The sequence below is a fragment of the Anaerotruncus sp. AF02-27 genome (assembly GCF_003465835.1).
Classification (GTDB): Bacteria; Bacillota; Clostridia; order Oscillospirales; family Ruminococcaceae; genus Anaerotruncus; species Anaerotruncus rubiinfantis.
Genome location: NZ_QSBX01000011.1, coordinates 43,886 through 66,711 on the forward strand (window position 1 = coordinate 43,886; position 22,826 = coordinate 66,711).

The 22,826-nt window shown below is 57.7% G+C and carries 30 protein-coding genes and 1 tRNA gene; 9 read left to right on the forward strand and 22 right to left on the reverse strand.

Annotation, left to right across the window (positions count from 1 at the left end; all coding sequences use genetic code 11):
• Positions 1–15 precede the first annotated feature (15 nt).
• A complete protein-coding gene (locus DWV16_RS10230; RefSeq protein ID WP_066456917.1) occupies positions 16–879 on the forward strand; it encodes a pyridoxamine kinase in 864 nt (287 codons plus the stop codon).
• Between the two features lie 56 nt (positions 880–935).
• On the opposite strand, the gene DWV16_RS10235 is transcribed toward DWV16_RS10230, so the two are convergent.
• From DWV16_RS10235 to DWV16_RS10330, 21 genes are all read right to left on the reverse strand, one after another.
• Entirely contained in the window at positions 936–1,532 is a 597-nt protein-coding gene (locus tag DWV16_RS10235; RefSeq protein ID WP_118479061.1) for a hypothetical protein, read from the reverse strand.
• Positions 1,513–1,674, reverse strand: coding sequence for a hypothetical protein (locus tag DWV16_RS19050; protein ID WP_154018866.1), 162 nt, complete (start codon positions 1,672–1,674; stop codon positions 1,513–1,515). Before DWV16_RS19050 ends, DWV16_RS10235 begins: the two co-directional genes overlap by 20 nt.
• A gap of 211 nt (positions 1,675–1,885) precedes the next feature.
• Positions 1,886–2,149: a 30S ribosomal protein S20 gene (rpsT, locus tag DWV16_RS10240; protein ID WP_118479063.1), complete on the reverse strand. Its 264-nt coding sequence runs from the start codon at positions 2,147–2,149 to the stop codon at positions 1,886–1,888.
• A gap of 170 nt (positions 2,150–2,319) precedes the next feature.
• Positions 2,320–2,790 carry a hypothetical protein gene (locus tag DWV16_RS10245; protein ID WP_066456911.1) on the reverse strand — a complete coding sequence of 157 codons (471 nt, stop codon included), beginning with the start codon at positions 2,788–2,790 and terminating at the stop codon, positions 2,320–2,322.
• A gap of 62 nt (positions 2,791–2,852) precedes the next feature.
• Positions 2,853–3,416 carry a hypothetical protein gene (locus DWV16_RS10250; protein ID WP_118479065.1) on the reverse strand — a complete coding sequence of 188 codons (564 nt, stop codon included), beginning with the start codon at positions 3,414–3,416 and terminating at the stop codon, positions 2,853–2,855.
• 1 nt (position 3,417) lies between these two features.
• Positions 3,418–4,473: a baseplate J/gp47 family protein gene (locus DWV16_RS10255; protein ID WP_158572845.1), complete on the reverse strand. Its 1,056-nt coding sequence runs from the start codon at positions 4,471–4,473 to the stop codon at positions 3,418–3,420.
• Entirely contained in the window at positions 4,470–4,820 is a 351-nt protein-coding gene (locus DWV16_RS10260) for a histidine kinase (RefSeq protein ID WP_118479069.1), read from the reverse strand. The genes DWV16_RS10255 and DWV16_RS10260 overlap by 4 nt, the downstream gene beginning before the upstream one ends.
• Positions 4,821–4,835: 15 nt before the next feature.
• Positions 4,836–5,810, reverse strand: coding sequence for a hypothetical protein (locus DWV16_RS10265; RefSeq protein WP_066456901.1), 975 nt, complete (start codon positions 5,808–5,810; stop codon positions 4,836–4,838).
• The gene (locus tag DWV16_RS10270; RefSeq protein ID WP_066456898.1) at positions 5,807–6,175 is read right to left on the reverse strand and encodes a hypothetical protein; all 369 of its coding nucleotides are present in this window, start codon (positions 6,173–6,175) and stop codon (positions 5,807–5,809) included. Before DWV16_RS10270 ends, DWV16_RS10265 begins: the two co-directional genes overlap by 4 nt.
• Complete coding sequence (locus DWV16_RS10275; RefSeq protein ID WP_066456895.1) at positions 6,172–6,534, reverse strand: hypothetical protein; 363 nt, start codon at positions 6,532–6,534, stop codon at positions 6,172–6,174. The genes DWV16_RS10270 and DWV16_RS10275 overlap by 4 nt, the downstream gene beginning before the upstream one ends.
• Before the next feature lie 18 nt (positions 6,535–6,552).
• Positions 6,553–6,933: a hypothetical protein gene (locus DWV16_RS10280; protein WP_066456893.1), complete on the reverse strand. Its 381-nt coding sequence runs from the start codon at positions 6,931–6,933 to the stop codon at positions 6,553–6,555.
• Positions 6,933–7,319, reverse strand: coding sequence for a hypothetical protein (locus DWV16_RS10285; RefSeq protein ID WP_066456891.1), 387 nt, complete (start codon positions 7,317–7,319; stop codon positions 6,933–6,935). Before DWV16_RS10285 ends, DWV16_RS10280 begins: the two co-directional genes overlap by 1 nt.
• Before the next feature lie 12 nt (positions 7,320–7,331).
• The gene (locus DWV16_RS10290; RefSeq protein ID WP_118479071.1) at positions 7,332–8,330 is read right to left on the reverse strand and encodes a phage tail sheath C-terminal domain-containing protein; all 999 of its coding nucleotides are present in this window, start codon (positions 8,328–8,330) and stop codon (positions 7,332–7,334) included.
• Positions 8,327–8,788, reverse strand: a complete 462-nt coding sequence (locus DWV16_RS10295) for a hypothetical protein (protein WP_066456886.1) — start codon at positions 8,786–8,788, stop codon at positions 8,327–8,329. The genes DWV16_RS10290 and DWV16_RS10295 overlap by 4 nt, the downstream gene beginning before the upstream one ends.
• Positions 8,781–9,131, reverse strand: coding sequence for a hypothetical protein (locus DWV16_RS10300; RefSeq protein ID WP_066456883.1), 351 nt, complete (start codon positions 9,129–9,131; stop codon positions 8,781–8,783). Before DWV16_RS10300 ends, DWV16_RS10295 begins: the two co-directional genes overlap by 8 nt.
• Complete coding sequence (locus DWV16_RS10305; RefSeq protein ID WP_118479073.1) at positions 9,128–9,490, reverse strand: hypothetical protein; 363 nt, start codon at positions 9,488–9,490, stop codon at positions 9,128–9,130. The genes DWV16_RS10300 and DWV16_RS10305 overlap by 4 nt, the downstream gene beginning before the upstream one ends.
• 141 nt (positions 9,491–9,631) lie before the next feature.
• The gene (locus tag DWV16_RS10310) at positions 9,632–10,654 is read right to left on the reverse strand and encodes a phage major capsid protein (RefSeq protein ID WP_118479075.1); all 1,023 of its coding nucleotides are present in this window, start codon (positions 10,652–10,654) and stop codon (positions 9,632–9,634) included.
• Between the two features lie 42 nt (positions 10,655–10,696).
• Positions 10,697–11,647: a hypothetical protein gene (locus DWV16_RS10315; RefSeq protein ID WP_118479077.1), complete on the reverse strand. Its 951-nt coding sequence runs from the start codon at positions 11,645–11,647 to the stop codon at positions 10,697–10,699.
• A complete protein-coding gene (locus DWV16_RS10320) occupies positions 11,644–12,801 on the reverse strand; it encodes a serine/threonine protein phosphatase (RefSeq protein ID WP_066456873.1) in 1,158 nt (385 codons plus the stop codon). The genes DWV16_RS10315 and DWV16_RS10320 overlap by 4 nt, the downstream gene beginning before the upstream one ends.
• Positions 12,802–12,922: 121 nt before the next feature.
• Positions 12,923–14,212 (reverse strand): PBSX family phage terminase large subunit, encoded by a 1,290-nt coding sequence (locus DWV16_RS10325; protein WP_118479079.1) that lies wholly within the window; start codon positions 14,210–14,212, stop codon positions 12,923–12,925.
• Complete coding sequence (locus tag DWV16_RS10330) at positions 14,205–14,687, reverse strand: hypothetical protein (RefSeq protein WP_066456869.1); 483 nt, start codon at positions 14,685–14,687, stop codon at positions 14,205–14,207. Before DWV16_RS10330 ends, DWV16_RS10325 begins: the two co-directional genes overlap by 8 nt.
• A 222-nt stretch (positions 14,688–14,909) precedes the next feature.
• Here DWV16_RS10330 and DWV16_RS10335 point away from each other — a divergent pair, with 222 nt between their 5' ends.
• From DWV16_RS10335 to DWV16_RS10370, 8 genes are all read left to right on the forward strand, one after another.
• Positions 14,910–15,404 carry a tRNA (cytidine(34)-2'-O)-methyltransferase gene (locus DWV16_RS10335; protein ID WP_066456866.1) on the forward strand — a complete coding sequence of 165 codons (495 nt, stop codon included), beginning with the start codon at positions 14,910–14,912 and terminating at the stop codon, positions 15,402–15,404.
• A 10-nt stretch (positions 15,405–15,414) separates the two neighbouring features.
• A complete protein-coding gene (locus DWV16_RS10340) occupies positions 15,415–16,347 on the forward strand; it encodes a DegV family protein (RefSeq protein ID WP_066456863.1) in 933 nt (310 codons plus the stop codon).
• 242 nt (positions 16,348–16,589) lie between these two features.
• The gene (pgk, locus tag DWV16_RS10345) at positions 16,590–17,780 is read left to right on the forward strand and encodes a phosphoglycerate kinase (protein ID WP_066456862.1); all 1,191 of its coding nucleotides are present in this window, start codon (positions 16,590–16,592) and stop codon (positions 17,778–17,780) included.
• 72 nt (positions 17,781–17,852) lie between these two features.
• Entirely contained in the window at positions 17,853–18,620 is a 768-nt protein-coding gene (tpiA, locus tag DWV16_RS10350; RefSeq protein WP_118479081.1) for a triose-phosphate isomerase, read from the forward strand.
• A 29-nt stretch (positions 18,621–18,649) separates the two neighbouring features.
• Positions 18,650–20,167: a 2,3-bisphosphoglycerate-independent phosphoglycerate mutase gene (gene gpmI / locus DWV16_RS10355; protein WP_066456855.1), complete on the forward strand. Its 1,518-nt coding sequence runs from the start codon at positions 18,650–18,652 to the stop codon at positions 20,165–20,167.
• Between the two features lie 174 nt (positions 20,168–20,341).
• Complete coding sequence (locus DWV16_RS10360) at positions 20,342–20,629, forward strand: hypothetical protein (RefSeq protein WP_066456853.1); 288 nt, start codon at positions 20,342–20,344, stop codon at positions 20,627–20,629.
• Between the two features lie 146 nt (positions 20,630–20,775).
• Positions 20,776–20,852 (forward strand) — tRNA-Met (locus DWV16_RS10365).
• A gap of 405 nt (positions 20,853–21,257) precedes the next feature.
• Positions 21,258–21,437 carry a hypothetical protein gene (locus DWV16_RS10370; protein ID WP_118479083.1) on the forward strand — a complete coding sequence of 60 codons (180 nt, stop codon included), beginning with the start codon at positions 21,258–21,260 and terminating at the stop codon, positions 21,435–21,437.
• Positions 21,438–21,630: 193 nt separating this feature from the next.
• Here the strand turns inward: DWV16_RS10370 and alr are convergent, their stop codons facing one another.
• Positions 21,631–22,782 carry an alanine racemase gene (alr, locus tag DWV16_RS10375; RefSeq protein WP_066456502.1) on the reverse strand — a complete coding sequence of 384 codons (1,152 nt, stop codon included), beginning with the start codon at positions 22,780–22,782 and terminating at the stop codon, positions 21,631–21,633.
• Positions 22,783–22,826 lie beyond the last annotated feature (44 nt).

Sequence of the window (22,826 nt, forward strand, 5' to 3'; positions counted from 1 at the left end):
GGAGCGTGTTGCCCTATGATGAACCGGCCAGCCAGAGTCGCAGCAATCCACGGCCTCGCGGGCTTCGGCAGAAGCTCGCTCGCGGTCGTGATCCCAACCTTGTCCGCAATGGGCATACAGGTCTGTCCCATCCCCACCGCCGTCCTTTCCACCCACACCGGGGGGCTCGGCGACGTGGAATACCGCGATCTGACCGATTACATCCGGCCCTGTGTCGAGCATTATAAGCGGCTTGGCCTGGAATTTGAGGGGATCTATTCCGGGTTTCTTTCAAATGCTTCGCAGGCGGATGATATGCAGGCTTTCATCGCCGCCTATCCCGAAGCGCTCGCGGTTGTGGACCCGGTCATGGGCGACCATGGGAAAACCTACCGCACCTGCACGCCCGCACTGGTCGATCACATGCGGGAACTGGTAAAGTCCGCTTCGGTTATCACTCCGAATCTCACCGAAGCATACATCCTTTTGAATGAGCCGTACAGTCACGAACCGCTCACCCGGCAGCGGCTCAAAAGCATGCTTGCGCGGCTGGCGGAACAAGGACCCCGCTATGTGGTGGTCACCGGCGCGGAGCTTGCTTCGGGAGGATGCGCCAATACCGGCTACGACCGCGACCAGAACGCCTACTGGTGCGTACCGTACGACTATGTTCCGACCTCCTATCCGGGGACGGGTGATATTTTCGCATCGGTGCTCACCGGCTCGATGATCACCGGCGACAGCTTCCCGATGGCAATGGCGCGTGCATCCGCATTTGTTGAACTGGCGATCAAGGCGACCTTCAGCTACGGCACCGACACCCGTTACGGTGTGATGCTGGAAAAATGCCTGGCCTGGCTCACCCACCGCGAGGTTTTGAAAAACTATCAGCTGCTGTAAAACAAAAAATCCTGTCCCTATGAAAAGGGCCGGCGGAAAAGTAAAAGAGACGGACGTCAGTTGACGTCCGCCTCTTTTATTTCATTCGATCTTTCCAGCTGTGCGGCAGGACCTTCCTGCGGCGCACACTCCTCGGCCGGATGGTCCTTCTGGAACCGGTCGGCCAAAGCTTTCCCTTTGGTTATGAGATCCGCATAGGTATTGGAACGGAAAACCCACGGATTTTCCTCCCGAAAGGTGATATTGAGCATCAGTACAGGCACAACCCGTGCATTGCGGGAAAAACCCATCCTGCCATTTCCCCGGTCAAGGTTCAGCGAAATGTTGGTGACCGTATCCCACGCCGCGTCCATTTCAAACCATGCGGTATGATAGACCATGCCGCGCTCATAGACATCCAGCCGGTTTTTCACGCTCAGCGCCAGCGGAACCGAATAGACCAGCGCAATCACCGGGATGACCAGCGGCAGATAGATACGCAGCGCGCCGATATCCGAAGAGAACACCCCATTTGCATACCAAGAATAAAAAAAGAATACAGAGAGCACCACACAGGCGGCCGCGCGAAAGAGGGGGCCAAACGGCTTGGCTTTGATTGTATCGCACAACGCGCCGTAATCACGTTTTTTCTGTTTAGGCGAGTCCACAGTCATTATAATCCTTCCATTTCTCACGATAGGCCTTTTCACTGGCATAATGATAGATATAGTAGCCCGCGGTGACGCAGAGCACCAGGATCGCAACGGCGAATGGTACAATCAGCGAAAACAGAGACGCGGATTTCTCATGCTCCATTCAGGATACCTCCTTTGCAATTGGATCAGGCTGCACACAGCAGCCGGCCATTTTGACCGCAACTGGTAGCTATCCCCTATCATACAGGAAAAGAGCCAAGCCGTCAAGGAAGAGCCGCCGCCAAAAGCAGGATTTTTCGATAACAAAATAACACCGTCACCGAAGTGACAGTGTTACATTCCAAAGAGGGGAAGGTTCGCCCAGCCGACGCTTACTTGGAAGCGGCAGCGAGCTTCTTCATCAGCGCGGACTTTTTGTGCGCGGCTGTATTCTTGTGCATGATGTTTTTGGCCGCGGCCTGATCCACCTTTTTGATGGCGACCTTGATCGCATCGGCGCTGTCAGCTGCTTTAGCGGCTACGGCGGCGTCGGCCTTTTTCAGGACGGTCTTCAGGTTGGACTTCACGACTTTATTCTGAAGCGCCTTCTTCTTGGCAACAAGCACTCTCTTCTTCGCAGACTTAATGTTCGGCATAGGTTACACCTCCTTGACCTTACTAGACAGTACAAGTTATGATAGCATCTTTTTTTCCAAAAAGCAATACCCCGCTGCAATTTTTTGCGAAAAAAACGCAAAAAAAGCAGCGGGGCGGCCAAGGCGGATCGGCCCGGCTTTGAAAAGCCGGCAAGCCCCGTCTTGCGGGCTCAGCGGAACATCAGGTAGACATAGACTGTTCCGTCATCATTGAGATGCGCGACCCGGTTATAAACCGCTTGTTCACTCGAAAGAACGGTGATACCAGTCTCCTCCATAAAAACCCCCTGGGAGGCCCCCTGCGTTGAAACAAACGCGGAATAGACCGCCATATTTCCGCTGCTTCCGATCGTCTGGACGATATTCTGGCTGACTGCAAAAATGATGCCGAATGCGGGCTGAAATCCCAGTTCAATCAACCGGCTGGAGCTTCCGTCCCCGGTGTAGGTCCCGATGAGCGGCACCGCATGGTTCCAGACGTTGCGTTCGTTCTCCGTCAGGTGGGACACCGCGTCCGCCAAATGATTGCCCATGGCCGCGTCAAGCTTCAGGTTGTCCGCATTGAAATCCGCCATTTTAGGCTTGTCCGTTCCGAGCCACTGATTCAGCGCGAGATGTTCTGTACTGTTGGTGCTGGGCATGCAAAACTCCTTTCCAGTCGGCGGCAGGTCTCCGCCGCCACGCTGCTTTTCTATCTAAACTGTCAAAAAAGGCGGTGTCCATAAAGATCAAACCAGTCCCAGGTGAAGTCAGCCTGGTCAAGCATCGCCCAGTCCGTTTCGGATTGGGCGATGCTGTCCCAATCGAGTTCGCCAAGACTGAGCACAGCCTCTGTCTGCGCGGGCAGGAGGCTCGCGAACACCGGAAGGAAGGTCTGGGCGTCCGGCAGAAAGCCTCCAAGCGAACCTTCCGCCAGCACGCGGCCGCGCATTGGCTGCTCGATCAGGAGAATCTTTGCGCCAAGCGCTTCAAAAAAACGTTCGATTTCATCGGGCGCGCGCGGCGCGGGCAGCCTCATCAGCAGGCTGACAGCGGCGCGCAGCTGTGTTTCTCCTGTTCCGTCCGGAACCGCAAGGCCAAAAAGCCGGGCATAATCATGCAGCCGCTCCACCGGCATCGCCTGCGCGGAATATATCTGTGTAAGGCTGGCAATCCCGTCTGAGAGCAGGTCGAGCCCGGCTTGCAGCGCGGAGAGCTCATGATGGATATGGGTGCCTGGATACGGGTCGTAAAGGCCGGTTGCCCGGGCCGAAGCAATGAGGTCCATCTCAGCCCTCCATTTCGCTGATGGTGATTTCCCCTGCGCGGAGCACCTGTGTGTGCGCACAGGCAACGTCCGCCGTTGGCGCGGTGATTGCAAAGTTCTCCACGAGGCCGCTTTCGAGCAGAAGCCGGGCGAGCCGCGCGCGGGTCAGCCGTATTCCAATCGGCAGCGCATCCACCACGGCGCGCAGGAGCGCCGCAAGCGGCGCCAAGACCGCGCCGGGCTCCAGCCCGGCGGCGGGCTCGACGGCGATGGACAAATCCACCGCCGTCGCCTGCGCGCCCAGAACGGCAACGGGGGCGCACGGCTCGCGGGCGGCGTTAAGCGCATCCTGCAGCGCGGCGCGGGTGCCCTCCGGCACCTCCGCCGCGCCGTCAGCAGCCACATAGACACGGACACCGCCTTCCCCGTCCGACGTAACATACGCGGAAGAGATGCCAGGAAATGCTTCCGCCCTTTCCCGGTAATAAGCGGCATTTGCTCCGTTATTCGGCGCGGCATAGCCCGCGAGCAGCCGCCGGCGCAGGCTTTCGTCGTTTTCTCCGCCAGCGCCGCCGGTAAAAGGTTCCGGGTTCGAAACACCACCGATCCCGGCCAGCGGTTTTGTAAGCCGCACAATGCTCCCTGCCAGGGCGTTTCCGGTTTCGCCCGCCGTCTGCGCGCGTGCTGGCGCGTCCACAGCGGCTTCCCCCTCCGCGAGAACGGCGTCCGCAGTGGTTTCGTACCGTTCGCCGTCTTCGGTAAGGCACACGGTTCCCGCCGGGATCACGCTTTCCGCCTGACTCGCGCCGCGCCAAAACCGCAGGAGTCCGGCTGCCTGCACGGCCGCCTTGCGGGAAAGCCCGCGCTGCGCTGCAAACACATCGAGCGCGGCCCCCTGGGCAGTTTCCGGGAAAGCGTCCCGGCGCACGCTTTCCAGCCGCCTGCCAAGCGCTGCAAGTTCGCCTGCCAGCGCGTGAAACCGCAGGGCGATGTCAGAGGCTTCGTCCGGCGTAAAGCCGGAAAGCGTGCGATACCTCTCGATCATAGTCTCATAAAAGGTTTCCTGCGTCAGATTCATACGCATACCTCCAATGTGTACGGACGCGGCCCGGAGGCAATCCTTACATCGACCATAAGCCGCTGCGCCGCCGGGTCATAGACGGTGCGCACGCTGCGCACCGCGATCTCTTTCATCGGCGCGAGCGCTTCCCGCACAGCGGCAAGCGCCTGCCGGTCCCGGGCTTCGCGATTTCCCGTGCGCACCAAGAAAAGCCTGCTGCCGAAATCCGGGTCATGCGCAAGGCTCCCGCGCCGCACCGTCAGCCGGATCGCCGCCCGCTGCAGCAGTTCGTCTTCGCCGCTGACCATCACCGGGCGTCCGCGGTGATCGAGGACGGTATCCCCATTTTTAAGAAGGACATCCATCGTTCCACATCCTTTCTATAGATAATCATAGTCGAGCAGGGTCAGTGTGGTAAACGCTCCGCTCGAATCGAGCTTCCACCGCACCTGCTGGACGAAAAGCCCACCGAAGGAAAACAGATTTCCGGAAAGATCCACCAGATCGGTGACCGCGATCTCCAGAAGATCCGGGCTCGTGAGGGTAATGACCCGCTTGCCGAGCATCGAACGGTTGGTTCGGATGATCGCTTCAAAAGTTCCCTGCCCTTCATAGAGAAAGAAATCGGGCAGCGGGTTCAAATATCGCTTACGGGTAAGTTTCATGGCTGAGGCCTTTGGGTTCTGGTAGCTGTAGCTGTAGAACCCATCGAGATCTTTAATCACATATTCGGTCACCGGCGAATACCGGTTGTTGGTGATCTTGAGGTTCGCGTACCGCAAAGCGCCCGCGGCCGCATTCGAAAAGATATGCCTTTGTCCGGTCGGAGCCGCAGCCGCACAGCGGACGAGGCCGCTGTCGTCAAGCCAGGTGAAGCCATAGGCCACGTTGCGGTAGAAATTTGTAAAAGCCTCCCATTCGCTGGTTCCCTTTACAACCTGGTAGACATTTAAAATTGGGTTCTCATCACTGGAAAGCCGGGTGAACCCATAGGGTCGGATATGGTTTTGAAAAAGATCCTGCAGCGTCACATTCTGATAGAGCTGCGGCTGCGCCTCATTGTCGAGCAGCACCGCGCCGGCGCTGCGTGCGATCAGTTTCATCCGGGCGCCCTCGTCATTTTCGGTCGCGGTCTGCTCGTCAATTCCGCCGGAGAAGAGCACCACTTCGCCCAATGCCACCCTGAGCCTGTAAAGCTCCGGGTAACCGCGGTCCTGCCAGAAGACCGCTTCTAACGAATGCGCCGGGGAGTCAAACGACTTGACAATCTCCCATTCGAGCGGCGCGGGTAATGTAAATTCATGTTCCTGAAGATCCCATGCCGTGAAGGAAAGCGCTTTTATGTCGATGCTCATGCGCTTCCCCCCGTTTCCGCCTCAAGAAATTCGAGAAAATAGGAGAGCACCTTGCCATCCCCCTGGGCCGTATATCCAAAACGGGAAACCACAGCGGAAAACCGCTCCCCGGTTGGCAGATAAAGGGTTTCAGCTTCGCCGCCTGCACAGGCCTGGGCGATTTCCGCAAGCTTTTCCGCCGCGCCGTCCGGAGTGGTGTCAAACACTTCGCCTTCACACCGCACCACCCGGCAGCGCGGGCCAAGGTCCTGGGTCCTGGCGCCGCGCGCGGGGATCAGATGGGAAACCAGGCTGCGCTGGAAGGAAAGTTCGATTCTGCGCGGATTATGTGCGAAGAGATACGAGCCAAATTGCAGCCGCGTCATGTGATTTCCTCCATTTCATTGGTGATGGGGTGCGGATAGCGGCGCGCCTGGGTCTTGAGCCGGTCGTTCATGAGCCCCAGGATATCGAGATCCCCGGTGACGGGCGAACGGTAGGTCACCTGCGCCGCCGGGCCGCTCTCAAATTCGGCCGGCGAAAAATCGATTGGGGAAAGGGGCGCTTCCTCCTGCCGGTATGCCTCGAGCGCTGTGCCGACTGGCTGCGTGGTGTCCATATAGAGATCCCACACGAGCGGCACATCGAGCTTTCGCGGGCTTTCGACCGCCGAACGGTTCGAAATGAATTCGCTGTAGACCTGCAGATTCTTGGCTAGATCAGCCGAAAGATTGTAGTTTGCCATCCATCCGTCCTCCCCTCTTTATAAAAGTGCCTGCATGCTGTCAAAAGATTCGTTCACGCCGCATTCCTCAAAGTCTCCCGCATCAAACGGCAGGTCGTCCTGCTGCCAATAGAGTCTGCACAAATCTGCAATCTGCGAAAGGGTAAACCGTTCGAGCGCAGCGCGCGGAGAAGGCAGCGTGTCCGATCCGGCGAGCGTCTGAAAAAGCAGCACGCAGTTATAGGCGAGCGCATATCCCTCACGCGGCGAAAGCCCATAGCCGCAGAGTTCGGGCAGCAGCGCGCAGGCCTGTTTTACGATTGAGAGCTGACCCAGCCCGTTTTGCCGGTCAAAAAGGATCTCCCGCCCGAGAAAAATAGCCGGGAACCGATTGTCCGGCAGTCTCTGTCCCCGTGCCATCAGCGCACCTCCATGCGGGAGCGCGCCACGATGGTGAGCGTCTCGTAGACAAGATCGCTGAGCGCGACCGCTTCGTCGATCGCGGACCACTGACAACCGGAATAAATGACCTTGCGGTCGGGCTTCACAATCACGACATTGAAGCCGTCGATCGCGTGAAAGTCGATCCCTTCCGCAGCGGCGGTCTCTGTGAGCATCACGCGGGTCAGTTCTAACAGGTGGCGGGTTCTTCCACCGACCGTGCCGATCGGCTCATCCGAACCGAATGCCTCGACATAGCGGCTCTCCCGAGTGGTTTTGGCCTTGTAGCTCTGTGCAGCGGCGAGCCGCTTTCCATCCACCTCGATATAGATATCCTTACTGGTTGGGAACGTAATAAAAGCCATCCGCGACCCTCCTTACACAGTGATTTCGGCACGCAGGACGATCTGGCTGATCTCCGGCGCGACCCGGATGCCAAGTGTCGCCACACAGACCGCGCTGTCCTGCGGATGCGCGGCCACCACAGGCGGCCGGTAACTGTCGAGTATCCCGCGCGCGCGCATCGCTTCCAGCTCAACGGTGATTTGCGAAGCGATGCTTTCCCGCGTGGCGGCATTGTTTTTGCATCCGCGCAGGCGGGCCTTGACCGCCCGGCGCACCGTGTCGAGCACCTCGTCCACCGCGAGCACGGTCGAAAGGTCCCGGAAGGCCGCATCCGGCTCACCATCCGCATCTTTGGTACAGCTGGTGACCGCGCGGACGCAAACCGCCTCCCCGCCGCACACCTCAAATGGGATCGCTCCTGCCGCGAGCAGCATCTCCGCCTGGGCGGCGGTGAGCGTTCCGCCGGATCCCCCGGCGGAACGTACCGGCAGCCCATTGAGGCTGCCGGACGCGCCAAAGCGCGCCACCGCCGCCGCGAACGCCGCCGCGGTCACATGGGTATCGTCCCCGCCGTCGCAAATCACTGCGATGTGCGGGTGGTTGAGCGTCCCGGCCGCAGCGGCAGCTGCGGCCGGATCGGACACAGCCAGCAGGCCAATCCGTTCTCTGCCGTTTTCACAGCAGGCGGAAATATGTGCCGCAAGTACATCCGCCCCTCCATCACAGACGAGCAGATAAACCGGCAGCCTTTCCGCAGCGGCAAACGCCGCGGTATAGTCCTCTCCGGCGGGAATGGCATAAATCTGTGAAGCGCCCGCTTCCAATAAGGCCTTAATCATTTCATAAAGCGCGCTGTCCGTTCCGAAAACAGCGGCCTGCGCGGGATCGCGCACCAGGGTCGCTTCCCCGGGTTCGCCGGACACGGTCCGCGCCACAGCGGCAATCCCGCGATACATGCCACAGGCGGCAGCCGCATGCACCCGCAAGTCGGTAAAAACACCCGGCCGCATGGTGGTAGGAATATGGATCATATCGAAACTCCTTTCGTTTTGACCAGGATCGATTCAAGCGGCACGCCTTGCGCATCCTCCGGCGGGGTGAACAGTCCGCTCAACATTGCGTTCGCCGTAAGGGCAAAGGCGGGCAGGCCGCGTTCATAGGTGATCTCTCCACAGGAAATTCCTCCCACGCCAAACTGCCCGCGCACGCAAATCAACGCGCCACAAAGCTTTTCAAACACCTTGTGGCAGTCATTCGGAGCAGAAACCGGGCATAGGATATCAAACCGGAGGGTGAGTTTTGCCTGATTGATCCCATCCGGGGAACCCGGAAAGGCAACACCCGCAAATCCCACCGCGACACAGGCGCTTTCCGGAGGAACCTGCCGCCAGTTGGCCGGGTACTGCTCCATCACGCGGATATTATCTCCGGCGAGCCGCTCTGCGAGATATTCCGCAAGCGTCTTTCTGATCCGGCCCAATTCATCCATCCACACCACCTCCATACACCCGCCGCGCATCCGCCCGGCGGAAAATCTTTTCACCCTGAAAGATAAAATCATGACAGACTGAAAGCAGATAGCGTTCCCCGCCCCATAAAATGACGTCGCCATCTCCAGCCTGTTCCCCGCCATCGGCAACCGGTCCGTAATAGACAAACCGCCTGGGGTCCTCCCGGCCAAAATATGTTTCCTTCCGATGGATATGCGTTTCATTCGTATAGACCCGCGGCATCACGCAGGCTGTAAAACGATAGGTTTTTCCTTCCTTTTTCAGCACTGTCTCAGCCCCGCATTTTTGAATTGCGACGCGCACCGCTTTTGCCGCGTTCATCCATCCACCTTCCAAAGCCCGGCGAAGCTGCAGTCGAGAAGCCCTGCCGCATTCGCATAGAGTTCATCGCGCATGGCGCGCAGTTCATCCGCAAAGCTTACGCCGCTGCTCTCCGAAACTGAGATATCGCCCACTTTGAAGCTTTGCGCACCGTCTCCCGCACGCATAAGATGGTACTGGCAATACGCCTCTCCCGCTGCCGCAAGCACCAAACGCGGATCGTTCGGGTCCGCATCCGTGCGCATCGCGGCGGAAATCCTGGCTGTGGCCGCGTCACAAAGCGGTTTCCAGTTCTCCCCACTTTCCGGGCTCAACCCGGAAAAGAGCAGGAACTGGCAAAAAACCTGATCGGGATTCATCTGTTGACCTCCTTTTCACCGGCGCGGAAAACCAGTTCCCCGCGCCGGGATCTGGCGGGAGCCGTCCCGCGCAAAGCGCGGGCAACGCGGCCATGCCGCGTTGGGCCGCTATGCGGCCACGGCTCCCGCCGTGCCTTTGCCTTACGCGGATGCTTTCAATGTGAGCACCTTGGCGGCGTCCGGGAAGATCTTCGCAAAACCCGCGATTGAAGTAACTGCTGCCCGTTCCAGTTGGGAATTGATCAGCTTGTCATAATCGACGGTGATGTCCCCCGCGGTAACCATCTCCAGCGCAAAGTTCTTGTCAAGACCGACAATGGTTCCTTCCGGAACCGATTTGGACTTGATGACATTCGCGCCGAACGGGGTTCCGATCGTGCCGCTGCCCGAGAAGTTGAGCCCGGCGACCGGATCGCGCAGTTCCTCGATGGCAAGCATTTTCTGCATCATATCAGGTGAAACAAGCAGAGTATTCATCGTGAAGTCCTCGAACTGGCTCCACAGATTCACAAGGTCGCTGTACGCAAGGGTTCCGGCACCCGCGGTTTCGATCGCGGACGCGGCGTTTCCGTTGTCCGCTCCGTCACCATTGATGAGCACATCCACCGCGTCTGCGAATTGAGCGCGGGTAATGTACGCACCGATCTGTTTGAGAGTGATGGTGAACAGGTCGATCCGCTGGAACTTGACCGCTTCATATGAAGCGACCAGCATCCGGCCCCGCTTTTTGAGCTTGACAAGGTTGTCCTTCAGCTTGATCACCGTCTCGGGAATCTCCGCGCCTTCCGCGACGACCTTTGCGGCGATGTCGTGTCCTGTGGTGGTTGTGATGGTGCGGTAATCGAGCGAATTGATGACGGTTTTGGATGCGATAACCGCATTGATCAGTTCGGTCTCGTCCGCGCCCTGCATAACCGCGCGCATGACATACTCCGGGAAAAGCGCCGCCGAATCAGAGGTGGAAAAGAATTTGGAGAGGGGATCGCTTGCGCTTCCGCTCACCTTGATGTCAAAGCGCTTGAGCTGGCGCTGGAAAGCGTCGAGCCCGGCAAGCGCGCCGCCCGTATAGTTTACGGACGGATCGAGCCGTTCGAGCTGTGCCGAAAATGGCAGCTCCCCCTTGTACATCGCTTTGTCGAGTTTCAGATTCTGATAGTTCCCCATAAAATCATCCTTTCTATCTTTCCGGATACATCACCCGGATGGTCAAATCCGAAAGGCTCCGTTGTCCGGCTTTTCGGATTCCCCGACGCCCCCCAGTTGCAAAGCGGGCGGCGCATCCTTTGCAAAACCCTTACAAAAGGCGGTGAGCTGCCGCTCATCCATGTTTTTTGCAACTTCTTCGAGCACCCGCGCGTCGAGCTCGGGCATCGAGAACGCCGCGAGCTTCACCATCCGGCGGCGCAGCTCATTCAGCCGGGTACGGCCGCTTTCGGCAAGCTGCTCAAGTTCTCTGAGATGGTTGGTCAACGCCGCGGCCTGCGCTTTGTTCAGGGTCACGCTCCCGCCGCTCGCGAGCGATTTCAGCAGTTCCCCATCCACACCTGGAACACGGCCTTTTGTGACGCCCGCTTTCTTCTGGGCCGGGACTGCCACAAACGACCATTCGTATGCGTCGGTGGGGTTTATCAGGTCGCGCCAGCAAAGCACGCCGTTATATTCCTGTCCCGGTTCATGCGAGCAAGGTGCTTCCCGTACATTGGCGCCGCAGATCGAACATTCCACGCGTTCCACCGCGCAGCTGACGCTGACTTCCTTTTTAATGCCCGCGTCGATCTCCAGGATGAGGTCAGCATTCTTGTCACAGCGCACCATATAAGCCCAAGCGCGCAGTACGCAGTAGCCCTCCCCAGCCTGGGTCAGACGTTCCGGATCATGTTCGACCACGGTTTCAAAGATCCGGGAATTTTGATTTTCCCCTTTCGGGTTGTGGTCGAAGATCCCTGTCTTTCCGACGAAAAGTCCGGCCAGCACCTGCAGGCTCTCAACCGGGAACCGCTCGTAATCGCGGTCGATCTCGTTGTCGCAGAGGACGAGCGAAAAGACGTAAACCTCCTCAGCCGAAAGTTCCCGGCGGGAAAACGCGTTAATCTTGGCGAGCTGTTCGGGCGTAACCGGGACACTCTGCGCGGTTTTGAGAATCATCGCATGTTTCATTTTTTTCCCTCCAGTGTTTTGAGTTCAAACGCGAGCTTATCGGCTTCCAGACCGGTCAGACGCGCGTTCGCCAGTTCCAGTTCATCCTGCAGGTTGATATTGTCCCACACAATATCCGTATCGCAGCTGTACCCGCGCACCCGCAGGAAAATCCGGCAGATCTTCACGAGCACAGGCGTGAGCAGCCGACGGTAACTTTCCAGTTCGCTGGTGAGGATGTCAGCCTGCTGCGTACTCATGCGTTCGGTTGTCGACCAGCTGAGCCCCAGAAGGAACGGTGGGATGCCAAGCTTTGCAACGATCTGTTCAAGCATCTGCCGTACCGGGACTTCGGTGCCGATCATCTGGTTGTCCGCGCCGATCACCTTGATATCGACGTCGCCCACTGCGACAAAATCTTTGATTCGGCCCCGCTTGCTCTCATTCATCGCGTCGGCCCATTCAGTTGCGATGTTTTCCGCGATCTCCCGGGCATACGCCCGGTCAACACTGGAAGCGCCCGGCTTGTAGGTCACCGCATAACGCAGGTTGGCGATTCGTTCGAAATTCTGCCCCATTGAAGCATAGATCTTCATCAGAATGTCCGATACAAACGGCAGCCCATCCAGGATGGAAGTCCCAAGCACTTGCCCCGCACGCGGCGAAAGCGCTGTGTGGACGATCAGTTCCGGATACGGGACCGGGACTGGCGTCAGGCTGTTTTTCATGGCGCAAAGCTTCAGATCAAACGGCGAGGCGGCATTCTGAAAACAGACATTCTCGATCGGAGCATTATAGAGTCCTGCGACCGATTCTCCATCGGCGGAAAGCACCACTTCTCCCACCGCATTCCCATAGGTGAGCAGGCTGTCGAGATAACAGCGCAGAAAGCTTTCCATCCCACGGGAGGAAGCGCCCACCTGTACCTCCCGGAAAAAGGTTTCTAGTTCCGCCTGTGCCTTTCGGTTTTCGCAGACAGGCGCGCAGCCGCCCACCAGCCGGCAAATTTTGTCGATGGCCGCGTCAATGATGGGAATCGAGCGGCGCAGTCCGTCGTAAACCGCACAGTCGCGGCCATAGAGCAAAAGTGTATCGTTCCACACGTTCACCCCTTCCCGTGCGGTCTGCACGCTCACCGCCGGTTCTCTGTGCCGCAATAGGTTCCAAATTTTCATAGGTTTCCTCCTTTATCACAACACGCGCCATTTGCCCCGCTGCGCGGCGGCCCACTTCCGCGGGCGGCCGCGTCCCTCCTGGACGCGGCCCAAATGGCGCGGCGGCTCCGCGCCGGGCGCCTCATCCAAAGAACCCATCGGAATGTCCGCGCAGCCCATCCGCCCGGCTGACCGAAGCGGCGAAAAACGGGCATGTGTCCTTTACGAGCGCGGTCATCACAAAATACCGGATATCATCCATCGCATGGTCATGTTCTTTGAACGGCTGATCCTTTCCCGCCCTGTTGTCCCAGCGGTAGAGGGAAAATTCCCGGATTGTGTCCCGACACCCCGCGCAGAAAAGGAGCTTCTGTTCCTTCAGCAGGCTACTCACCATACGGATGCCGTCCGCCACCTCATTTTTCGCCGGGATTGCCCGAAAGACACCGTGCCGCCTGATACACGCGAGAAAACTCGCCGCCGACGGGTCAACGATCACCGCTTCGATCTTCCGGCCCCCCGCAAGTTCCATAAGCGCTTGATGGTATTCCTCATCGGTACGCAGTTCACCTGTCACGCGGGAGTCGTGGTAATATTCCGCGAGCCGGTACCAAACCCCCGCATGCTCCCCCCACAGTCCAAACGAAGCCGGATTGACCGTCCCGTAGTCGCAGGAGATGAAAAAACGTCCGCAGACGGGTGCTTTTTTTACCACATGCGCACTTTCGTCAAACATCGGGTAAACAGCGCCTTGGGCTGCCACCCATTTCCCCAATACGAACCGTTCGTAGAAGGCGCCCGCGTAAAGATTTTCGTACCGCTGCAGGACGGCAGGGGAAAGCGACGGATTGTCACGCATAGTGAAATGCAGGTAAAGGGCGTTCTTCTCCGCCGCCTTTTGAATCCACTCGCGATAGAACCAGTGCTGCGGATACTCCGGGTTGCAGGAAAACCAGAACCGCGCGCCTTCCGTAGAACAGCGGGCCAGCGCCTGCTCGACAAACGAGCGCGGCATGAGCGCCACCTCATCGAGCAGCACGCCCGCGAGGGTCACCCCCTGGATGAGCGCCGCGCTGCTTTCGTCGCGCCCGCCAAACAGGTAAAAGCGGTTCATGCGCCTGCCGTATGAGATTTCGAGATATCCGCGCGAACGCCGGTCGCTGCAGGCATAGCCAAGCGCAGGCAGGCAGGAAAGCAACGGCGTGATCAGATTTCTGCGCAGCCCGCCGGCCGTCTTGCCGCAGAGTGCGAAATCCTGTCCAGAAAAGCAGGACATCGCCCACACGGTAAACCCAATGGAAAGGCAGAGCGTCTTGCCCGAACGCACGGCGCCGTCACAGATAATTGCGCCGCGGCCATGATGCGGGCTTTGGGGATGCCACCAGGTCATCGCGGCGAGCTGTTTTTTTGAGAAACGGGAAAACTCAGGCATCCTCTGCACTTCCCACGGCACGGGCTGATTTTTCCAAGGCGGAAAGGAGCGACCCAGCCGCGCCGTCCCCACCTGCCCCCATTTCTGCCAGCAGCGAAAGCGCCCGCAGCCGATCGTAAAATTTAAGCTCGATCCCACCGCCCTTGGGCCGCCTCAACTCTGCCACATGGAACAGATCCGCGTCCCGGATAAAGGTCTCCTCGTCTCCCAAAAGCGCGAGTACACCTCCCACGTCCCCCAGCGCCAGCCGTTCGAGCCCGGCGCGCGCGGTCTGCTCAGGCGCGCGGCAACAGAGGTCCTTCATCAGCCTGGAGATCCGCCTGCGCACCTTTGCATCTCCCAGAAGCGCCGCTGACTGCCTGCCGCAGTCCCCGGCGCCATAACCCGCCCGGCGAACCGATTCCTCCGGAGAAAATCCCCGCGCCATAAAAATGCAGAACAGCTCGCGGCGTTTCGCTTCATCCGATTGTTTCATAGGTCACATCCTTTCACCCATACGGCAAAAACAGCGGAAAGTTGCACGCAGGTGCAACTTTCCGCTGTTTTTGGAAAAAATCAAATCTGAAAGGCGCTTTCAATATCCGCATCAGCAAAATGTAACAATTGCTACTTGACGAACCGTGTAAAAGGATGGTAAATTATATGGTGTGGCGGACATGTCCTGCCCGCAAAAATTCATATTGGAGATGCCGCCCGGATGCCAACTTTAAACATTGTCCTCATTGAGCCCCAAATCCCGCAGAACACGGGGAATATCTCCCGCACCTGTGCCGCGACCGGCGCACGGCTGCATCTGGTGGGGCCGATGGGCTTTGCGATCACCGATGCGAAACTAAAACGCGCGGGGCTTGATTACTGGCATCTGCTGGACATCACCACCTATGCTTCAACCTCGGAATTTTTTGAAAAGAACCAGGGTGAATTCTTTTATTTCACCACCAAAGCGCCGCATATCTACACCGAAATCGCTTATCCGGACAATGCCTATATCGTTTTCGGCCGGGAGGACGCGGGTCTGCCGGAAGATCTGCTCTATCAAAACCCACAGCGCTGCGTGCGCCTGCCGATGATTGCCGGTGCGCGCAGCCTGAACCTTTCCAATACAGTGGCGGTCGCAACTTATGAAGCGCTGCGTCAATGGGGGTTCCCGGCGCTCAAAAATCACGGACAACTCACCCAATATCAGTGGTAGGAGATCATGTATGGCAAAAAAGAAACAGCACGACCAGAAAATCCTTTTAATGACCGATTCCGCCTGCGACATCCCGGACGCGGACCTGCTCACGGGCGGGATCGTCATGCTGCCGATCCCAATTGCAATCGACGGCAAGGGCTATCTCGAACGGGTGGATTTTACCATTCCGGAATTTTATGAGCGGCTGACAGCGGCCAGGGAGCTGCCAGTCACCAGCCACATCCTGTCGGTGACCTACGCCCAAGCGTACCAGGACGCTTATGAGCAGGGCTACACGGATGTGATCAACACGACCATCACCTCAAAGGGGTCCAATATGTTCCAGGCGGCGGTCTTTGCCAAGAAGCAGTTTTATGAGGACACCCCGGAGGCTGTGGACAAAATGAACATCACGGTGCTTGATTCAGGCTCCTATTCCATCGGTTACGGCTATCCGATCGTGGAAGCTGCCAAGCTCATCAAGGCGGGCAAAACCGCCGATGAGGTCACCGTATTCCTGGATGACTGGTTCTCCTGCGTGGAGATTTATTTCGCCCCCTATTCGCTCGAATATGTCCGCCGCTCGGGACGCGTCCCTGCCGCCGCTGCCTTTGTGGGCGACGTGCTCGGCTTGCGGCCGGTCATCTCGATCATCGACGGCGTGACCGCGGTGGTGGAAAAGGTGCGCGGTGACAAAAATGTGGTGGTCCGCGTCTGCGAACAGGGACTTGCGCATGCCAGCGACAAAAAAGCCCCCACGGTGGTGGCGTACGGCAGCATTGAACAGTACGGAGAAGATCTCTGGAAGGAGATTTCCAAGCGGTTCGGGCACGCGCCAAAGGCAAAATTCCAGCTTGGCGCCGCCATCACAATCAACGCGGGTCCCAAGGCGGTCGCCATGATCGTGCGCGGGGAGAAGCGGCTGAATACCCGCGCGCGCGAACAGGATTATCTGGCCTGAAAAATAAAAATCCCCCGGTGTCTGCCGGGGGATTTTTCTCAGACCGGTATCCTATGGAAAATAATCCCCAAAGAATTGCGCAAACTAACTTTGGAAGCTGTTGAAACCATGGAAAATCGCGCAAAACGCTTGCAAAAAAAAAGCCGATGCCGTAGAATAATCCATGGATTGTTGATTAATTAACAGAGTTGTTGAAAATCGGGGAAAACCCAAAAACAGAAAATCGAGAAAGGGTGGCAAACATGACTTCCTACAACAAAAAGTCGGTGGAAGACATCGACGTATCCGGCAAAAAAGTGCTGGTCCGCTGCGACTTCAACGTCCCGCTGAAGGATGGCGTGATCACATCGGACAAACGCATTGTGGCTGCGCTTCCGACCATCAAATACCTGCTTGAAAAGAATGCGGCGGTCATCCTCTGTTCGCACCTCGGCCGTCCGAAGGGCGAAGTGAAACCGGAGTTCTCGCTTGCTCCAGTCGCCAAACGCCTCGGTGAGCTGCTGGGCAAACCGGTCGAAATGGCCAAAGACGTTGTCGGCGAGGACGCCAAGGCGAAAGCCGCGGCCTTAAAACCCGGCGAGCTGCTGATGCTTGAGAACGTCCGCTTTGAAAAGGGCGAGACCAAGAACGATCCGGCGCTTTCGAAGGCGTTTGCTTCCCTCGCGGAAATCTATGTCAACGACGCGTTCGGCTCGGCCCATCGCGCCCACGCTTCCACCGCCGGCGTCGCGGAGTACCTTCCGGCGGTCTGCGGTTACCTCATCCAGAAGGAAATCACCATCATGGGCAAAGCCCTTTCCGACCCCAAACGCCCGTTCGTCGCGATCCTGGGCGGCGCGAAGGTTTCGGATAAGATCGGCGTCATCAATAACCTGCTTGAGAAGGTTGACACCCTGATCGTCGGCGGCGGTATGGCCTACACCTTCATCAAGGCAATGGGACACTCGATCGGCAATTCGCTCTGCGAAGAGGATAAGCTCGAACTGGCCAAGGAAATGCTCGCCAAGGCGAAAGCCAAGGGCGTGAGCCTGCTTTTGCCGGTCGATAACCTCGTCGGTGACAAATTCGATCCGAACTGCCAGAGCAGGCTGGTTGACAGCGACAAGATCCCGGACGGCTGGATGGGTATGGATATCGGCCCCAAGACTGAAAAACTCTTCTGCGACGCCATCAAAGGCGCGGGCACGGTTGTGTGGAACGGACCGATGGGCGTATTTGAATTCGAGGCCTTTGCGAAAGGCACCCTCGCGGTCGCGACCGCGGTGGCGGACAGCGGCGCAATCTCGATCATCGGCGGCGGGGACAGCGCGGCGGCGGTCACCAAGCTGGGCTTCGGCGACAGGATGACCCATATCTCCACCGGCGGCGGCGCTTCGCTCGAATTCCTCGAGGGACTGGAGCTGCCCGGCATCGCGGCCCTCAACGACAAGTAATCCGAAAGGGAGCGGGCAAATCCGCTCCCTTTTTTCGCTGTTCCAATGACAAGAATAAAGGAGAATGCAGTTATGAATAAAGCGGTTCGGAAAGCAGTTATCGCAGGCAACTGGAAAATGAACAAAACCCGCCCGGAAGCACAGGCGCTCATCAATGAGCTGAAACTCCTCGTCAAGGACGCGGATTGCAGCGTGATCATCTGCGTGCCCTACACCAACCTGGAAACCGCGCTTGAAGCCACCAAAGGCACCAACATCGAAGTCGGCGCGGAAAACTGCCATTGGGCGGCGTCCGGCGCCTTCACCGGCGAGATTTCCGCCGGCATGCTCACCGAGATGGGAGTCAAATACGTCATCATCGGCCACAGCGAACGCCGCCAATATTTCGGAGAGACCGACGCGACCGTCAACCTGCGGGTGCGTGCCGCGCTCGATGCGGGCCTCGATGTAATCCTCTGTGTGGGCGAGCTGCTTGAACAGCGGGAAGCGGACATCACCGAAGAGATCGTCGGCATGCAGACCAAGGTCGCGCTCGGCGGCGTTTCGGCGGAGGAACTCAGTCGCATTATCATCGCCTACGAGCCGGTCTGGGCAATTGGCACCGGCAAGACCGCAACCGCCGAACAGGCCAACGAGGTCAATCATTATATCCGCACCGTGGTCGCTAAGCTCTACGGCGACGCTGCTGCTGAAGCCATGACCATCCAGTACGGCGGCTCGATGAACGCGAAGAACGCGGCGGAGCTGCTCGCACAGCCGGATGTGGACGGCGGGCTCATCGGCGGCGCCGCGCTCAAGGCGGCCGATTTCAACACGATCATCGAGGCGGCCTCGAAATAAAAGCCGTGCACAGGAGGATAAACGAACTTATGAAAAAACCTTTGGCACTCATCATTCTGGATGGATTTGGATATAACCAGGCGGATTACGGCAACGCGATCGCCGCCGCAAAAAAGCCCAACATCGAAAAACTTTTCGCCACCTGCCCGCATACCCTGATCGGCGCTTCCGGCATGGATGTCGGCCTGCCGGACGGGCAGATGGGAAACAGCGAGGTCGGCCACACCAATATCGGTGCCGGACGGGTGGTTTATCAGGAGCTTACACGCATCACCAAATCGATCAAGGACGGCGATTTTTTCGATAACCCGGCGCTCACCGGTGCAATGGAAAACTGCAAAAAGTATGATTCCGCCCTGCACTTGATGGGCCTTGTTTCCGATGGCGGCGTGCACAGCCACAACACCCATCTGTACGGCCTGCTTGAGATGGCAAAACGGTTTGGCCTTCGCAAGGTCTATGTCCACTGCTTCATGGATGGACGCGATGTCCCGCCCACCAGCGGCCGGGATTTCATCGCGGAGCTGGAAGCCGAAATGAACCGGCTCGGCATCGGACGGATCGCCTCGGTCATGGGCCGTTATTACGCAATGGACCGTGACAACCGCTGGGAGCGGGTGGTGCGCGCTTACGATGCCATCGTCAACTCTGAGGGGAATGTAAACCCGTCCGCAGTCGATGCGATGGAAAAGTCCTATGGCGCGGAGATCACCGACGAATTCGTTGAACCGACTGTCTGCCTGAAAGACGCGGGCGTCCACGACAACGATTCGGTCATCTTTTTCAACTTCCGCCCCGACCGGGCGCGCGAACTGACCCGCACGCTGGTGGACCCGGACTTCTCCGGCTTCGAACGCAAAGGCGGCAGAAAACAGCTCTATTTCGTGACCATGACCCAGTACGACGCAACCATGCCGAACGTACATGTGGCGTTTGCACCGGAGGGGCTTTCCAATACCTTCGGAAAATACATCTCGGATAAAGGCCTCACCCAACTTCGTATCGCGGAAACCGAAAAGTACGCGCATGTCACCTTCTTCTTCAATGGAGGGGTGGAGGCGCCGTACCCCGGCGAAGACCGCGCTTTGATCCCCTCCCCAAAGGTGGCGACCTACGACCTGCAGCCGGAGATGAGCGCCTATCTCGTCACCGACGAAGTGGTAAAACGGATCGAAAGCGGCAAATACGACGTCATCATCTTAAATTACGCCAACTGCGATATGGTCGGCCACACCGGTGTGTTCGACGCCGCAAAGAAGGCGGTGGAGGCGGTTGACATCTGCCTTGGGCGTACCATTGACGCTATCCTGGGAATGGGCGGCGCGGCGCTGATCACCGCCGACCATGGCAATGCGGACCAGATGTTTGAACCGGACGGTTCGCCCTTCACCGCACATACCACCAATCCGGTCCCGCTAATCGCGGTCGGGCTTGGCGGCTGTAAGCTGCGCGAAGGTGGCCGGCTCGCAGATCTCGCACCCACCCTGCTTAAAATTCTGGGCCTGCCTCAGCCCAAAGAGATGACCGGTACTCCGATTATCGAATAAGTGCCCCCTCCAACAGCCCGCTGAGAGAATTCTCAGCGGGCTGTTTTATTTTGCATGAATGGATAAAAAACGTATAAAATAAGGATATATGGCTTGTCAACAACTTCCGAAAGGTTTATAATAAATGCAACTCGTTTGAAGCAACTTACTTTGATACAGGAGGAAAGATATATTATGGGAAAAGGAACATTTCTGGCAACGGTAGCGCTTTTGATTGCGATTGCCGGAGCGATCGTCGCATTTGCCGCATATTTTAAACGCCGCAGCTGCACGCTGTGTGATGATTTCGATGACGATATGATGGATGACGACATGTCCGACCTCGATTATTACGCGACCCAGGTTTCTGAGGATTCCGATGAACCACTCGAATCCGAGCCGGAAGCCGCCGCTCAGACTGCCGAAGTATCAGAGCCCGCCGTCGAAGAAGATCCGCAAGAAGAAAAACCAGAAGCATTCTAATGAAGTTTGCGTACCGGTGGACACTTCGTCCGCCGGTTTTTCTTCGAATACATTCTTTTCATCGATATTTTAGAAAAAAGATAAAAAAAGACTTGCGTTCCTTTGTAGGATATGCTATAATAATCAAGCATTCAAAATTTGAATATCGCGGAGTGGAGCAGTCCGGTAGCTCGTCGGGCTCATAACCCGAAGGTCGTAGGTTCAAATCCTGCCTCCGCAACCACTGGAAAGTGGCCTGAACAATTAGTTCAAGCCACTTTCTTCTTTTTCTATGACTGCCAAAATAAGTTTGACAGTCATTTTCGCCCGAAACCGCTAAAGGCAGTCCCAAACGGAAATTTCACGTTTGGGTATGCGGACACCTCTGCAAAAAGCTGACCAGATGTGATTTCGAGGTTCACGGATGAAAAAAACCTCATCAATGACCGGTTGCTGGAAGCGGCCATGCTTGATATCGATTTGTATATCGCAGTACATACCAACGGGCGTAATGGCTCCGCTCGCGGCATCCTCGTTCTGACGGAATTAACCGGAGCGAAATCATGGAAGGCAGCTGGGCCCCTTTACAATAAGTTGGCGCGGATCTATCCGGATCAGAAGAACTTCTATAGCCCAGGCGTGGTCAGCGGTGGGGCGAAAGGCTGTATTTTCACAACGCCGCGCGAAGGAATTCACCCTCAAGAAGCCCATCGCGGCGGGAATAGGAATCACACCCGAAGTTGAAACGGCGGTCGAAGCTGCTATCATCAACGCGGTTGCCTTCCTTCCCCAAACGCACGACGGCCAAAGCGATATTATCCGGGATTAAGAGGTTGCCTTTGTCGGCCTCCGCTTTTTGCTTTATGTGTCCAAACGTTTCTAATCCTTCTTACTAACTCACAGCTTGTACCCGTATATAAAAAGCCTTGCGGCAGTAACGGGAAGCGGCGATCGCAATGCGATGCCGCTTCCCGTTTTAAGGAGATAGAAATAGGCAAAATGTTTAAGAGGTTCTTAAAAATTCAGTCACGGGCCACGATTTTTCCGCCGCGCAGGTAAAAGCGCGGAACCCGGGTGCCGATCACCGCACTCAGTTCAGGCGCGGAACCGGGATAGCTCGCGGTAATCTCGTACGGGGAGAGAAAGACGCCGCTGTCCTCACCGAAAATTGTGACCACATCGCCTATTTTTGCCTCGGGCACATCGGTGATGTCCAGAAAGCACAGGTCCATGCAGATCTTCCCGACGAGGGTGACCCGTTTGCCATGCAGCAGCATCTGCGCACGGTTCGAGGCGCTGCGATGAATCCCGTCGACAAATCCAAACGGGATGATTGCAACGATGGTTGGCCGCTCACAGGTGAATAGGCGGTTGTACCCGATCGTGTCGCCCGGATCGAGCTGCTTGATCGAAAGGATGCGGGCGCGCACCTGCATGACCGGTTTCAGCTCCACGCCGCAGCCGAACGGATTGAAGCCGCAGAGCAGGGTACCCACCCGGACCATGTCGTAGCGCGCCTCGGGGAAGCGTAAACTGACCGGGCTGTTTGCGCAGTGGCGCAGCAGCTTCAGCCCGCGGGCTTCGAGCGCTTCGGCATAGGCGCGATAGTTTGCGAGCTGCCCCATGGTGAAGGCGTCTTCCGCCGGATCGCCGCCGGATGCGAAGTGGGTGAATACGCCGGTCAGTTCGATACCGGGCAGGGCCGCGATCTGCATCGTCTCGTCGACGCATTGGGCAAGATTTTTCGAGACCATCATACCGTAACGGCACATCCCGGTGTCAACCTTCATATGTGCCCGTACCGTCTTCCCGACGCTGCGGGCCGCTTTGGAGATCTCCCGCGCGTAGGCGTAGTCGAGCATCGGGATGGTCAGATTGTTGTCGATTGCAATTTTGGTGTGTTCCGGGCAGATTGGCCCGAGCAACAGCATTTCCGCTGTTATACCCTTTTCCCGCAGTTCCATGGCCTCCTCGATGGTGGCAAGCCCCATCCAGCGGCATCCGGCTTCCTCCAGGGAACGGGCCGCGGTGATTGCGCCGTTCCCGTAGAAGTTGCCCTTGATCACCGCCATGACCGTACAGCCCGGACCCACCAGATCGCTCAGAGTCCGGTAGTTATAGTCGAGGTTATCGAGAGAGATTTCAGCCCAGGTACGGTCGTGCTCATATTTCATAGGCGTTACGCTCCTTACTGTATCCGCCCGCGGAACAAGCGCTT